The organism is Bradyrhizobium sp. BRP20, assembly GCF_020194215.1.
Classification (GTDB): domain Bacteria; phylum Pseudomonadota; class Alphaproteobacteria; order Rhizobiales; family Xanthobacteraceae; genus Bradyrhizobium; species Bradyrhizobium yuanmingense.
The window spans coordinates 370,129-383,977 of record NZ_JADYVY010000006.1; the positions used below are offsets into that span (position 1 = coordinate 370,129).

Sequence of the window (13,849 nt, forward strand, 5' to 3'; positions counted from 1 at the left end):
CAGAGCTCGGCAAGGGTGGTTATCAGGGGTGTGATGCGCTATATGATTCCCAGACAAACCCTCACCGGATTCCCCCTTGGCTGACGACGATAACAAGCCCGGCGACCAGCCGGCGCACCCCTCGGACATTCGCCCCGTCTCCATCCTCGACGAGATGAAGAAGTCCTACCTCGATTACGCCATGAGCGTGATCGTGTCGCGCGCGCTGCCCGATGCGCGCGACGGCCTGAAGCCGGTGCATCGGCGCATCCTGTTCTCGATGAACGAGCAGGGCTTCACGCCCGACAAGAAGCACAAGAAGTCCGCCGGTATCGTCGGTGACGTCATGGGTAAATACCACCCTCATGGCGACCAGGCGATCTACGACGCGCTGGTGCGCATGGCGCAGGACTTCTCGATGCGCGAGTTGCTGGTGGACGGGCAGGGCAATTTCGGCTCGGTCGACGGCGACCCGGCGGCGGCCATGCGCTACACCGAGTCCCGCCTGACCAAGATCGCGCTGAAGCTGCTCGAGGACATCGACAGCGACACCGTCGACTTCCAGGACAATTACGACGGTTCCGAGAAGGAGCCGGTGGTCCTGCCGGCGCGGTTCCCGAACCTGCTGGTCAACGGCGCGGGCGGCATTGCCGTCGGCATGGCGACCAACATCCCGCCGCACAATCTCGGCGAGGTGATCGACGCCTGTATCGCGCTGATCGACAATCCCTCGCTGACCATCGACGAGCTCATCAACATCATTCCCGGCCCGGATTTCCCGACTGGCGGCATCATCCTTGGACGCCAGGGCATCCGCAGCGCCTACCATCTCGGCCGCGGCTCCATCGTGATGCGCGGCAAGGTCACGTTCGAGACCATTCGCAAGGATCGAGAGGCGATCGTCATCACCGAGATTCCGTATCAGGTGAACAAGGCGACGATGGTCGAGCGCATCGCCGAGCTCTACAAGGAAAAGAAGATCGAGGGCATCTCCGACCTGCGCGACGAGTCCGACCGCGAGGGCTATCGCGTCGTCATCGAGCTCAAGCGCGACGCCGTGCCCGACGTGGTACTGAACCAGCTCTACAAGTTCACCCCGCTGCAGACGAGCTTCGGCGTCAACGCGGTTGCGCTCGATTCCGGGCGTCCGCAGACGATGAACTTGAAGGATATGTTGACGATCTTCGTCGGCTTCCGCGAGCAGGTCGTTACCCGGCGCACCAAGTACAAGCTGCGCAAGGCGCGTGAGCGCGCCCATGAGCAGGTCGGCCTCGCCATCGCGGTCGCCAACATCGACGAGATCATCAAGGTGATCCGCACCTCGCCGACACCGGCGGCGGCCCGTGACACCCTGATGACGCGCGATTGGCCCGCGCGCGACGTCGAGGACATCATCACGCTGATCGATGACCCGCGTCACCGGATCAACGAGGACGGCACGATCCGCCTCTCGCTGGAGCAGGCGAGGGCGATCCTCGAATTGCGTCTCGCACGTCTCACCGCGCTCGGCCGCGACGAGATTGGCGGCGAGCTGTCGAAGCTCGCCGGGGAGATCGGCGACTATCTCGCGATCCTGCGCTCACGCGCGCGCATCCTGGACATCATCAAGACCGAGCTTGCCGAGGTAAAGGCCGAGTTCGCAACGCCGCGCCGCACCGTGATCATGGAGCAGGAGGGCGAGGTCGAGGACGAGGACCTGATCCAGCGCGAAGACATGGTCGTCACCGTCTCGCATGCGGGCTACGTCAAGCGCGTTCCGCTGTCGGCCTATCGGGCGCAGCGCCGCGGCGGCAAGGGCCGCTCCGGCATGCAGACCCGCGACGAGGATTTCGTCAGCCGGCTCTTCGTCGCCTCGACCCATACTCCGGTGCTGTTCTTCTCCTCGCGCGGCCAGGTCTACAAGGAAAAGGTCTGGCGGCTGCCGATGGCCGCGCCGAACGCGCGCGGCAAGGCCATGATCAACATCCTGCCGCTGGAGCAGGGCGAGCGCATCACCACCATCATGCCGCTGCCGGAGGATGAATCGACCTGGGGCCAGCTCGACGTGATGTTCGCGACCACGGGCGGCAACGTCCGGCGCAACAAGCTGTCCGACTTCGTCGACGTCCGCCGCTCCGGCATCATCGCCATGAAGCTCGACGACAACGAGGCGATCGTCGACGTGCAGATCTGCACCGAGCGCGACGACGTGCTGCTGACCGCTGCCGGCGGCCAGTGCATCCGCTTCCCCGTCACCGATGTGCGCGTATTCACCGGGCGCACCTCGATGGGCGTGCGCGGTATTGCGCTCGGCGAAGGCGACAAGGTGATTTCGCTGGCGATCCTGCGCCACGTCGACACCACCTCGGACGAGCGCTCGGCCTATTTGAAGATGCGCCGCGCGGTCGCGGGCGAAGCCGCCGCAGACGAGGCGCCGGCCGATGCCGAGGCCGAGGAGACCTCGGGCAGCTTCCAGCTCCCGCAGGAGCGCTATGTCGAGATGTCGGCGCAGGAGCAGGTCGTGCTGACCGTCTCCGTCAACGGCTACGGCAAGCGGACCTCGTCCTACGAGTACCGCACCACCGGCCGCGGCGGCAAAGGCATCGTCGCTATGAGCGTCAACCACCGCAACGGCAATCTCGTCGCCTCGTTCCCGGTGGAGGAGGCGGATCAAATCATGCTGGTCACCGACAAGGGCCAGCTGATCCGCTGCCCGGTCGAAGGCATCCGCATCGCCGGCCGCTCGACGCAAGGCGTGATCGTGTTCGACACCGCCGAGGACGAGCACGTGGTGTCAGTCGAGCACATCACGGAAGAGGCCGAGAACGGGAATGGAGCGAACGGGGAATAGAGGCTGGCGAATCGGGACTCATCCACCCGCCGTTCCTCGCAGCCGATAGTGCCCCCTGAACGAGATCGCGCCCGTCGGGCCATTCCGACGGGCGCGAGCGTCGCGTAGTCTGCGACGAGATGTCACAAAAATTCCTGGGGTCTTGAGGGACCCGCCCGACGCGAACCTGAACAGATCCGATTACGGCGTGCGGTTGGCGGTCACGAGGCGGGCCTCGCGGACGTTGGCCTTGGTGCCGGCGCTACGCAGGCAGGACGCTTCGAAGTTCGGCCAGGCCTGCTGCGAGCAGTCACGGCCGATGCTGCGGATGTCGAGCCGGTCGCTCTTGGCCAGCGGCTGCGGCACGCTGGCTTCGACCTTCGGGGCAAAGCCGGGCAGGAGGGTGAGGGCCGCGGCAACACACGCAGACAGAGCGATCGCTGAAATGGTCTTGATCATGACAGTCCCCTGTGATGCGGCCGCCTACGCCCAGTACGCGGCCCGTCATTCGTTGGCCGGATTAGTAACCATGGCCAGTTTCCGGACGTCTTCGCCGATGTGGGAAATGGTTTCGTTCGCGCTCCGTTTTGTTTCGTGGCCGCCCGAGGACGAAACAAACCGGCTGCCGCTGACGCCCAACGGGACATTTTCGGAGGGGCTGGACCGGAAACGGGCTAGGAACCTGCCCGGCTTGCCGGCCCGGGCGGGGCGCGGTAGGACGGGGCCATGCCGCGCATCGCCTTCTACCCAGGTTCCTTCGACCCCATCACCAACGGCCATCTGGACGTGGTCCGGCACAGCGTTTCCTTGTGCGACAGGCTCGTGGTCGCGATCGGGGTGCATCCCGGCAAGAAGCCGCTGTTCTCGACCGAGGAGCGCCTCAAGATGCTCGAGGAGGTCTGCGGTCCGATTGCGGCGCAGGCCGGCTGCGTGCTGGAGGCGACGACGTTCGACGATCTGTCGGTGACCGCGGCGCGCAAGCACGGCGCGACCATCATGATCCGGGGCCTGCGCGACGGCACCGACCTCGATTACGAGATGCAGCTCGCCGGCATGAACGAGGCCATGGCGCCGGAGGTGCATACGGTCTTCCTGCCGGCCTCTCCCATGGTCCGCCCGATCACCGCCACTTTGGTGCGCCAGATCGCCGGCATGGGCGGGGACGTCTCGGCCTTCGTCCCGCCGCAGGTCGCGGCACAGCTCAAGGCCAAATTCGCCTGAAAACGGCGCGCTTCCTCTTCTCTCTGATCCGGAGTTGTCATGATCCGAATTCTCGCAGTTCTTGCCGCGCTTCTGTTCGCGGCGCCGGCGGTGGCGCAGCAATTGCCGGCAAATCTCGACAAGGCCAACGCCATCGTCATCGACAGCACCAAGGGCCGCATCGTCATCAAGCTCAGGACCGACATCGCGCCCCAGCATGCCGAACGCATCAAGCAGCTGGCGCGCGAAGGCTTCTACAACAACGTGCCGTTCCACCGCGTCATGGACGGCTTCATGGCGCAGACCGGCGACGGCCAGAACGGCAACGGCACCGGCGGCTCGAAATACCCGAACCTGAAGCAGGAATTCTCCAAGGTGCATTTTGCCCGCGGCATCGTCGGCATGGCCCGGCGCGGCGACAGCGTCGACAGCGCCAACTCGCAGTTCTTCATCATGTTCGCCGACGGCGGCAGCCTCGACGGCCAGTACACCGTGATCGGCGAGGTGGTGCAGGGCATGGACGTCGTCGACAAGCTGAAGAAGGCGCCCCCCGGCTCGCCCGGCGGCTCCGTCACCGATCCCGACAAGATGGTGAAGGTGCAGGTCGCCTCAGACATCAAATAGGCGCGGCCATGGCGCGCCGCGGTGGCAGGCTCCTGCTGGTTGCCGCGGTGCTGTTGCTCGCCACCTCCCTTGCGGCCGTGGAGGCCGCCCAGGTCGACACGATCCAGGACATCTTCCGGCACCTGCGCACCTGCTGGAGACCGCCGTCGCCGGCGAGGGCCCGCCCACTCGACATCACCGTCCTGGTGAGCTTTAACCGGGCCGGAAACATTCTGGGCCATCCGAGGATTACCTATGAATCCGCGGAGGCCTCTGACAACGACCGGCTGCAATACCGGATCGCGGTGATGGAGGCGTTGCAACGCTGCACGCCGGTGCCATTTACCGATGCAATGGCCGGCGCCGCCGCGGGACGTCCATTCGCGATCCAGTTCCGCAGCCGCAAGACGTCACCCGACAAGACTTCACCCCCAACGCAAGAGAGACGAGCATGAGCGTCACCGAAAACACCCTGATCCTCGAGACCACGCAGGGCCCCGTCACCATCGAGATGCGCCCCGACCTCGCGCCCGGCCATGTCGCGCGTATCAAGGAGCTGGTCCGTGAGGGCTTCTACGACGGCATCGTATTTCACCGCGTGATCGAGGGCTTCATGGCGCAGACCGGCTGCCCGCACGGCACCGGCACCGGCGGCTCCGGCAAGAAGCTGAGGGCCGAGTTCAACAAGGAGCCGCATGTGCGCGGCACCGCCTCGATGGCCCGCGCCGCCAATCCCGATTCCGGCGACAGCCAGTTCTTCATCTGCTTCGACGACGCCCGCTTCCTCGACAACCAGTACACGGTGTGGGGCAAGGTCACCGAGGGCATGGAGAACGTCGACAAGATCAAGCGCGGCGAGCCGGTGCAGAACCCCGACAAGATCGTCAAGGCGCGGATGGCCGCAGACAAGGAATAGTCACTCGATCCTCATCCTGAGGAGCGCGGAACGCGCGTCTCGAAGGATGAAGGCCCCACTGCTGCAACCCGGCCTTCATGGTTCGAGACGGCGCTAAGCGCCTCCTCACCATGAGGGTCTGGCTGTGTCGTGCCAAGCCTGCTCATGCGCACCGATCTCTTCGATTTCGATCTGCCGCCCGAGCGCATCGCGCTGCGCCCGGCGAGCCCGCGCGATTCCGCGAGGATGCTGGTCGTCGAGAATGGCGCGCTGCGCGATCAGATCATTTCCGACCTGCCGCAATGGCTGAGGCCCGGCGACCAGCTCGTCGTCAACGACACCAAGGTGATTGCGGCGCAATTGAAGGGCCGCCGCATCGGCCGCGACACCGAGCCGAAGATCGAGGCGACGCTGATCAAGCGCCTCGACGGCTCGCGCTGGCAGGCGCTGGTGAAGCCGGCCAAGAAGCTCGCCCCCGGCGACCGCATCCGCTTCGGCAACGAAGGCAAGGTCTGCCTGCTCGGTCATCTCGACGCCGAGGTCGAGGCCAAGGGCACCGAGGGCGAGGTGACGCTGGCGTTCTCGTTCCACGGCCCGGCGCTGGACCAGGCCATCGCCGATCTCGGCAGCCCGCCGCTGCCGCCCTATATCGCCTCCAAGCGCACGCCAGACGATCAGGACCTCGCTGACTACCAGACCATGTTCGCGGCGAATGAAGGCGCAGTTGCAGCGCCGACCGCGGGGCTGCATTTCACGCCCGCGCTGGAGCAGGCGCTGCGCGACCGCTGCGTCGGCCTCAACCGCGTGACGCTGCATGTCGGGGCAGGGACGTTCCTGCCGGTGAAGGTCGACGACACCGAAGCCCACAAGATGCACGCCGAGTGGGGCACGATCTCGGCCGCAACGGCGCAGCGGCTCAACGCCGCGCGGGAGACCGGCGGCCGTATCGTTGCCGTCGGCACCACGTCATTGCGGCTGCTCGAAAGCGCCGCGAGCGAGGACGGCACGATCCGGCCATTCGCCGCCGAGACGTCGATCTTCATCACGCCCGGCTATCGCTTCCGCGCGATCGATATTCTGATGACGAATTTCCACCTTCCGAAGTCGACGCTGTTCATGCTGGTGTCGGCCTTCTCGGGGCTCGCGACGATGAAGCAGGCCTATGCGCACGCGATCACGCAGGGCTATCGCTTCTATTCGTATGGCGATGCGTGTTTGCTGTTTCGAGCGGTCCCGTAGGGTGGATTAGCCGTCAGGCGTAATCCACCGCTTCTGTTTCCGCGGATACGAAAGAGGTGGGTTACGCCCAGCGGCCGCGCTTCGCGCATCCGCTAGGCTAACCCACCCTACGCACCTCCCGTTACGCCATCACCTTCTGCGGCAACAGCTCGGCGATCTGCACGGCGTTCAGCGCCGCGCCCTTGAGCAGCTGGTCGGCTGCCACGAACATCGAGATCGAATGGCCGGTGGGGTCGCTGAGATCCTTGCGGATGCGGCCGACCAGGACGTCGTCCTGGCCCGAGGCGTCGATCGGCATCGGGAAGTAGTTCTTGGCGCGGTCGTCGACCACCTTGACGCCGGGCGCGCGCGCCATGATGGCACGGACCTGGTCCTCGCTGATCGGCTTCTCGCATTCGAAGGTGATGGCTTCGCAATGGGCGCGCAGCACCGGCACGCGCACGCAGGTGACGCCGACGGCGATGCTGTCGTCCTCGAAGATCTTGCGGGTCTCCTTGATGACCTTGGTCTCTTCGTCGTTGTAGCCGGTCTCGGGGTCGATGGCGGTGTTGTGGTTGAACAGGTTGAAGGCGTAGGGGTGTGGCATCACCTTCGGCGTATAGACCTGCCCGTTGAGGTTGGCGCGGGTGGATTCGACGAGCTCCTCCATCGCGGCGGCGCCGGCGCCGCTGGCCGCCTGATAGGTCGAGATGATCACGCGCTTGATGCGGTTCTGCTGGTGGATCGGCCACAGCGGCACCAGCGCGGTGATCGCGGCGCAGTTCGGGTTCGCAATGATGCCCTTGTGGTCGCGGATGCGGCTCGCGTTGATCTCGGGGATCACCAGCGGCACGTTTGGGTCCATGCGGAAGGCCGAGGAATTGTCGACCACGACGGCGCCGGCCTTCACCGCGATCGGTGCATACTTCCTGGAGATGCTGCCGCCGGCGGAGAACAGCGCGATGTCGACGCCGTCGAAGGAGCGCTCGGTCAACTCCTCGATGGCCACGCTCTGCCCGCGGAACGACACCGTCTTGCCGGCCGAGCGGGCGCTCGCCAGTGCCTTGAGCTTGCCGACGCGAAAGCCGCGCTTGTCCATGGTGGCGATGAATTCGGCGCCCACCGCACCGGTGACGCCGACAATCGCGACGACGGGATCGTTACTCACTTTGTCCTCCGTTGCATTGAGAATTTAGACAACAAAAAAGCCCCGGACCATCGAGGGCGGGGCTTGCCGTAGAGCTGATGCGTTTAAGTCGACGACCTACGCGCGCACGCCTCCCCGGGCCCCTTCGGCCGTGGTGGTTTTGGTCGTGCGTTTGGTGGTCGTGAACATGGCGGCGACTTATGCGGGAGAGTCTTGCGGCCGTCAATGGCTTTTCGGCCCGGCCGATGCCGGGGGCAGCCTGCCGCTATTTGGCACCCGCTATTTCCCCTTGGCGCCAGGCGGCTCCAGGGTGACCTCCTTGAGGTCGTCGCCGCTGACGACGACGATCGAGAAGTTCAGCCGGCCGCGCTCGCGGACCAGCCCGCCGCTGATGGCCTTGCCTGCGGCGGCGCGCTCGGCGACGCGTACGGCATCGGAGAGGCGGTGCCTGATCGCACCCAGCGCTGCGAGGTTGCTGCGGTCCTCGCGGTCGAGCTCGGTGAGGGGTAGGGCCGCTTCCCCGCCGACCAGTTCGCCGGTCGCAGCATTTATGGTGTGGCGCCAGATCCGGTCGTTGTGCAGTGTCTTCACGCGGTAGACCGGCACGCCCGAGCCGCCATCGAAGCTCACATCGGCGGTGGTGGCGCCGGCATGGCGGGCTTCGGCAATCGCCATGGCCTGGCTGATCGTGATCGAGGAGCCGCGGAATCGCTCTATTTCGCGGCTGACTGCCTGGCGGTCCGCTTCGGCATCACCATCTGTGTCGCTGTGAAGCGCGGTCGGCGTGCTCGCGGTCACGACAGCATGTGCCGGCGCAGCGATGAGCAACGCGGGCAATGCGATCGCAAGCAGGTGCGAGGTCCATCGTTGGGCAGTCGTCATGCTCGAAACCCTCGGCCAGCGAGTGTGCCGGATGATCGTAAAGAATTCGCGGCCGGCCTTGGGCATCGGCCGGCCGCGGAGCGCCGCGGCAGGCTGTACCCGCCGCGGCGATCGAAGCGGGTCCGGACCTCTTTGGGGCTGGTGAAAAAAGCGGCCCGAACCGACTGTAATGAAACCATACCGTATCGTTTTATTTCGGTCAATGACGCCGCATCGTCGCCGCCTGGGGAAAGCACGCAAGCTCACGGAATTGTCAGCGGGAGGAGCGGCGCCGTGGCGCGAGTTTCGAGGTGTCCTGGACGCGGTCGGCAGGTCCCAGCGCGCCGGCCAGGAACAGCTTGATCGCCGCGCGCATGCGCTTCTCGGCAGCCTTCAGCTCCAGCGCCGTTCCGAACGTCGCCATGCGGTGGGTGTGGCCGACGACGACGTCGAGGAACACCTCGGCTGCGATGGTGGTGTCGTCGACATCGAGCGCGCCTTGCGCGACCAGATGGTCGAAGAAGCGCGCCGTGGTGGCGACGGCCTTGAGCCAGCCTTCCTCCTTGCCGAGCTTGGCGACGTCGGGGAAGTTGATGGCCTGTGCCGTCATCATGCGGCTGAAGGCGACGGCATCCGGGCCGCAGGTGAAGGTCAGCATCTCGCGTCCGATCTCGACCAGCCGCTGCTCGACCGGGATGTTCGAGGCGCTGGAGAGCTGCGTCTCCGCCGCCGCCGACAGCGGCGCAAGCCAGCGCTCGATCTCGCGCCTCAGCACGGCCGCGAACAGGCCGCGCTTGTCGCCATAGCGGGAATAGACGGTGGGCTTGCTGACCCGCGCAGCTTCCGCGACCGCATCGAGCGAGGTCGCATCAAAGCCGCGATCAAGGAACAGGCGGGTGGCGACCTCGATCAGCCGCAGATCGCGCTCGATCGCAGCGGTCTTCGTCGGCCGGCCACCACGCGATTTCGGCACCTCGCGCCGTGGCGCTGCCGGTCTTGTCCTGGTCGCAGTCAATCCCATGCCCAATGATTCCTGCGCGGTCGTGATATCGGTCATTCGCTCTATATCGCGCAGGAGCGGAGGCGTCATCGCGAATCTGGCCGAATTGGCCATATCGTCAACGGTTTCGGTATTGCCTCGTTCCGTCACGAGGGATCACGGCAGCGTCGAGGTCCAGGCCTGGCCGGATGCAGCCTTCTCGTATCCGTACTGGTAGAGCGCCCGCATATAGGTTGTGTCGAACCCTTCCGACGGCGGCGCAGGATAGTCGCGCGCGATGTAGGAGAGATGGAAGCCCAGCCGGTTGCGCTTGGCGAAATCGTAGGTCGAGAAGATGATCGAGCGCGTCTGCGATTGGGTGATCGCCGACAGGCTGCGCGAGGCGACGTCGATGGTGCCGTTGGAGACGAGCTCGAAGTTGCGTTCGATCTTCTTGTTGACGAGGATGTAGATGTCCACCTTCGCATTGCCGGGCAGACGGCCACTCTGGAACAGCAGAGCTTCGGGCAAGGTCAGCACCGGCGCGGTCACGCCGCCATCGACATGCATCTCCTGAAACTTGCGGCCCCCGCCTTCGGCATCGATCATGATGGGCGGAAACACCAGGGGAATGCTGGCGGAGGCCGCCATCACGTCGCGAAACAGCTTGAGCGCCTCGGGCGTTCCGACCGCGGCAATCTTGCCCATGTCCCAGATCGCGGTGCGCTGCGTGTCGAGGTCGGTCGTCACCACGAGCAGCCTGCGGCCCTTGGCGTGCTCGCGCGCGACTTGCGCCATGATCTCGGGCCCGACATAGCGTGCAACGAGCTCGCGCAGCCTGGTGTTGCCAAACAGGCCGGATCCGAACAGCACGCGCATGATGCTGGGATCGTTCAGGAGGCTCTCCGCGATGCCGCTGGTGTAGACCTTCTTCAGCGTGTCGTCATATTGCGGTCCGAGAAACGCGAACGGCGCGATCAGGCCGCCGGTGCTGACGCCCGAGACGACCGAGAAGGTGGGGCGGGTTCGGGCCGCGGTCCAGCCGTTGAGCACGCCGACGCCATAGGCGCCGTCAGCGCCGCCGCCGGACAGCGCCAGATAGGTTCTCGTCGCAGTGCTGTTGTCTTTCTCCAAGCTGAACTTGGTGGCCGGCTCGTCGGCGTAGCGCCGGAGGCCGTCGATATCCAGCACGCGCGAGGCGCTGGCTTCAGCGGCCGTGTAGGGCGTGCGGGGCAGGGCGGTGCAGGCGCCGAGCGCCAGGCTGCAGATCAGGACCACCGATCCGATCAGCCCGACGCCAGTCTGCCTGATCCGGTCACGCGAGGAGACGGATGCGTCGGTCGAACACGAAGGGTACGGCATTGTCGGTGGCTGGCGATCACGCATCTACCGCCGCCGGCAAGTTCGCCGCGGCATCTCGTTCCAGCCCCCAGACAAAAACTACACTGTATCGTTTCGTTTGACAAGGGTGCGGGCACACGATCCTTGTGTGGGTCGTTGTCCAGTCTGATGCACAAACCGGCCCGAAGCGCGGTCGGCGGGTTGATCAGCCTGCTCCGACACGCAATAAGCACCGCCATGAATCCCGACAATGACCTTCCCAATCACTTTGAGTTGCTCGCCACCGACGGGGCCGCGCGCACCGGGCGCCTGACCACCCCGCATGGCGTGGTGCGGACCCCGGCCTTCATGCCGGTCGGCACCGCCGGTGCCATGAAGGGCATGCACTGGCGCGAGGTGCGCGATGCCGGCGCCGACATCGTGCTCGGCAACACCTACCATCTGATGCTGCGTCCAAGCGCCGAGCGGATCGCGGCGCTCGGCGGCCTGCAGACGTTCACAGGCTGGAACGGACCGATGTTGACCGATTCCGGCGGCTTCCAGGTGATGTCGCTGGCGGATTTGCGCAAGGTCAGCGAGCACGCCGTCACGTTCCGCTCGCACATCGACGGCGCCAAGGTCGAGCTGTCGCCGGAGCGGTCGATCGAGGTGCAGCGTTTGCTCGGCTCCGACATCGCCATGCAGATGGATGAATGCGTACGGTTGCCTGCCGAGCGCGCCGACATCGAGCGCGCGATGCAATTGTCGCTGCGCTGGGCGGAGAGAAGCAAGCGCGCCTTCGCGAACGCCCCGGATGGCTACATGCTGTTCGGCATCGTGCAGGGCGGCGACGTGCCCGAGCTGCGCCATGCGAGCGCGCAAGGCCTGGTCGGGATCGGCTTCCATGGCTATGCGATCGGCGGGCTCGCCGTCGGCGAACCGCAGGCGGTCATGCTGGCGATGATCGACGAGACCGCGCCGCTGCTGCCGAAGCAGCGGCCACGCTATCTGATGGGCGTCGGCACGCCCGACGACATCCTCGAGGCGGTGAAGCGCGGCATCGACATGTTCGACTGCGTGATGCCGACCCGCAACGGCCGGCACGGCGTCGCCTTCACGCGCTACGGCCAGGTCAATTTGCGCAACGCGCGCCATGCCGACGATCCACGCCCGCTCGATGAAGAGAGCTCATGGCCGTCGACGCGGAACTGCGCGCGCGCCTATCTGCATCATCTCGTCAAGGCCGGCGAGACGCTGGGCGCGATGCTGCTGTCCGAGATCAATGTCGCGTACTACCAGTCCCTGATGCAGGGCATCAGGGACGCGATCGCGCAAGGAAATTTCGAGGAGTTCTATCAGCGTACGCGCGCGGACTGGGCGAGGGGCGATATCGCCCCGCGATAGCTCAACAGTCCAAACTCAGTTGCACACGAGCCGCCGCTTCACGGCATGCTTGGTCACGAAGCCGTAGCCGCAATTGTCGCAAGTCCAGAGGTAGCTGATGATGTGGTCCGAGACGTAGGCAGATGCTTCAGCGGCGACCATGGAGTCGGCGCAGACGGGACAGGTCGGCAACTCGCTGCAACGCGGATCACGCCTTAGCACTACGGTCGACATCACTTCAGCAACCGCTGACATCGTGGTGACCTCCCTGCTTTGAGACCTAAGTCTAACATAAGCAGAATCAGTTGACGAGGTCGCAACACAAATGCGTTGGTTTTCTGCTAATTAAAGCTCACGCGATTTTGCGATGCAGCGTATTTAACATGTGCTGCATAGCCGCTTGCGTGTCGCCGCAAGCTGTCCGTAACTGCGCAGGGCCGCGACAGACGTGCAGATCGTCGCCACAGGGAGTTCATCATGGACGTATCGTCCAACACGGGTGCAGCGCACCAACCCGGCCGTGGCCGGATCTATGACTCGATCGTCGATGCCTTCGGCAACACGCCCATCGTGCGCTTGCGCCGGCTGCCCGGCATGCACGACGTGAACGCGACCATTTTGGCAAAACTTGAATATTTCAATCCTGCCGCGAGCGTGAAGGACCGCATCGGCGCGGCCATGATCATCGCGATGGAGAAGGCGGGCATCGTCAAGCCGGACACCGTGCTGATCGAGCCGACCTCCGGCAATACCGGCATTGCGCTCGCCTTCGTCGCGGCCTCCCGCGGCTACCGGCTCAAGCTGGTGATGCCGGAATCGATGTCGATCGAGCGACGCAAGATGCTGGCCTTTCTCGGCGCGGAGCTGGTGCTGACGCCGGCGGCGCAGGGCATGAAGGGCGCCATCGCGGCCGCCGAGGAGCTCTTGAAGACGACGCCGAATTCAGTGATGCCGCAGCAGTTCAAGAACCTCGCCAATCCGGAGGTGCACCGCCGCACCACCGCGGAGGAGATCTGGAACGACACCGGCGGCAGCATCGACTTCTTCGTGGCCGGCGTCGGCACCGGCGGCACGATCACCGGCGTCGGCCAGGTACTCAAGCCGCGCAAGCCGGGCTTGCGTGTGGTCGCGGTCGAGCCGGAGGAGAGCCCGGTGCTCTCGGGGGGACAGCATACTCCGCACAAGATCCAAGGCATTGGTGCCGGCTTCGTCCCTGACATCCTCGACCGCTCCGTGATCGATGAGATCGTGAAGATCAACTCGACCGCGGCGATCGAGACCTCGCGCGCGCTGGCGCGGCATGAGGGCATTCCGGGCGGCATCTCCTCGGGCGCCGCGATCGCCGCCGCACTCGAGATCGGCAAGCGGCCGGAAGCTTCCGGAAAGACCATCCTGGCGATCGTGCCGTCCTTCTCCGAGCGGTATCTTTCGACGGCTCTGTTTGAGGGAATCTAG

14 protein-coding genes are annotated in these 13,849 nt (G+C 65.3%); 8 read left to right on the forward strand and 6 right to left on the reverse strand.

Features of this window, described 5'->3' with window-relative positions; translation table 11 throughout:
• Positions 1-76: 76 nt before the first annotated feature.
• Complete coding sequence (gene gyrA / locus I6F33_RS17470) at positions 77-2,809, forward strand: DNA gyrase subunit A (protein ID WP_225143486.1); 2,733 nt, start codon at positions 77-79, stop codon at positions 2,807-2,809.
• 180 nt (positions 2,810-2,989) lie between these two features.
• Here the strand turns inward: gyrA and I6F33_RS17475 are convergent, their stop codons facing one another.
• Positions 2,990-3,247, reverse strand: a complete 258-nt coding sequence (locus I6F33_RS17475; RefSeq protein WP_036012649.1) for a hypothetical protein — start codon at positions 3,245-3,247, stop codon at positions 2,990-2,992.
• A 267-nt stretch (positions 3,248-3,514) separates the two neighbouring features.
• Between I6F33_RS17475 and coaD the strand changes: the two genes are divergently transcribed.
• The 5 genes from coaD to queA all read left to right on the forward strand — a co-directional run bounded on the left by coaD (position 3,515) and on the right by queA (position 6,725).
• Positions 3,515-4,009, forward strand: a complete 495-nt coding sequence (coaD, locus tag I6F33_RS17480) for a pantetheine-phosphate adenylyltransferase (protein WP_036012646.1) — start codon at positions 3,515-3,517, stop codon at positions 4,007-4,009.
• A 39-nt stretch (positions 4,010-4,048) separates the two neighbouring features.
• Positions 4,049-4,612, forward strand: coding sequence for a peptidylprolyl isomerase (locus I6F33_RS17485; RefSeq protein ID WP_036012644.1), 564 nt, complete (start codon positions 4,049-4,051; stop codon positions 4,610-4,612).
• Positions 4,613-4,620: 8 nt separating this feature from the next.
• Complete coding sequence (locus I6F33_RS17490; protein ID WP_225112461.1) at positions 4,621-5,046, forward strand: hypothetical protein; 426 nt, start codon at positions 4,621-4,623, stop codon at positions 5,044-5,046.
• The gene (locus tag I6F33_RS17495; protein ID WP_225112460.1) at positions 5,043-5,507 is read left to right on the forward strand and encodes a peptidylprolyl isomerase; all 465 of its coding nucleotides are present in this window, start codon (positions 5,043-5,045) and stop codon (positions 5,505-5,507) included. The genes I6F33_RS17490 and I6F33_RS17495 overlap by 4 nt, the downstream gene beginning before the upstream one ends.
• Positions 5,508-5,651: 144 nt before the next feature.
• Positions 5,652-6,725 carry a tRNA preQ1(34) S-adenosylmethionine ribosyltransferase-isomerase QueA gene (gene queA / locus I6F33_RS17500; RefSeq protein WP_225143488.1) on the forward strand — a complete coding sequence of 358 codons (1,074 nt, stop codon included), beginning with the start codon at positions 5,652-5,654 and terminating at the stop codon, positions 6,723-6,725.
• A gap of 121 nt (positions 6,726-6,846) precedes the next feature.
• On the opposite strand, the gene I6F33_RS17505 is transcribed toward queA, so the two are convergent.
• The 4 genes from I6F33_RS17505 to I6F33_RS17520 all read right to left on the reverse strand — a co-directional run bounded on the left by I6F33_RS17505 (position 6,847) and on the right by I6F33_RS17520 (position 11,053).
• Positions 6,847-7,872, reverse strand: a complete 1,026-nt coding sequence (locus I6F33_RS17505) for an aspartate-semialdehyde dehydrogenase (RefSeq protein ID WP_225112459.1) — start codon at positions 7,870-7,872, stop codon at positions 6,847-6,849.
• Between the two features lie 258 nt (positions 7,873-8,130).
• Positions 8,131-8,733, reverse strand: coding sequence for a PepSY domain-containing protein (locus tag I6F33_RS17510; protein ID WP_225112458.1), 603 nt, complete (start codon positions 8,731-8,733; stop codon positions 8,131-8,133).
• 253 nt (positions 8,734-8,986) lie between these two features.
• The gene (locus I6F33_RS17515) at positions 8,987-9,733 is read right to left on the reverse strand and encodes a TetR/AcrR family transcriptional regulator (protein ID WP_036012628.1); all 747 of its coding nucleotides are present in this window, start codon (positions 9,731-9,733) and stop codon (positions 8,987-8,989) included.
• Between the two features lie 135 nt (positions 9,734-9,868).
• On the reverse strand, positions 9,869-11,053 hold the full coding sequence (locus I6F33_RS17520; RefSeq protein WP_225112457.1) for a patatin-like phospholipase family protein: 1,185 nt from the start codon (positions 11,051-11,053) through the stop codon (positions 9,869-9,871).
• 216 nt (positions 11,054-11,269) lie between these two features.
• On the opposite strand from I6F33_RS17520, the gene tgt reads away from it, so the two are divergent.
• Positions 11,270-12,415 (forward strand): tRNA guanosine(34) transglycosylase Tgt, encoded by a 1,146-nt coding sequence (tgt, locus tag I6F33_RS17525; protein ID WP_036012616.1) that lies wholly within the window; start codon positions 11,270-11,272, stop codon positions 12,413-12,415.
• A 15-nt stretch (positions 12,416-12,430) separates the two neighbouring features.
• Here the strand turns inward: tgt and I6F33_RS17530 are convergent, their stop codons facing one another.
• Complete coding sequence (locus tag I6F33_RS17530; RefSeq protein WP_036012613.1) at positions 12,431-12,649, reverse strand: hypothetical protein; 219 nt, start codon at positions 12,647-12,649, stop codon at positions 12,431-12,433.
• A gap of 222 nt (positions 12,650-12,871) precedes the next feature.
• On the opposite strand from I6F33_RS17530, the gene cysK reads away from it, so the two are divergent.
• The gene (cysK, locus tag I6F33_RS17535; protein WP_225143490.1) at positions 12,872-13,849 is read left to right on the forward strand and encodes a cysteine synthase A; all 978 of its coding nucleotides are present in this window, start codon (positions 12,872-12,874) and stop codon (positions 13,847-13,849) included.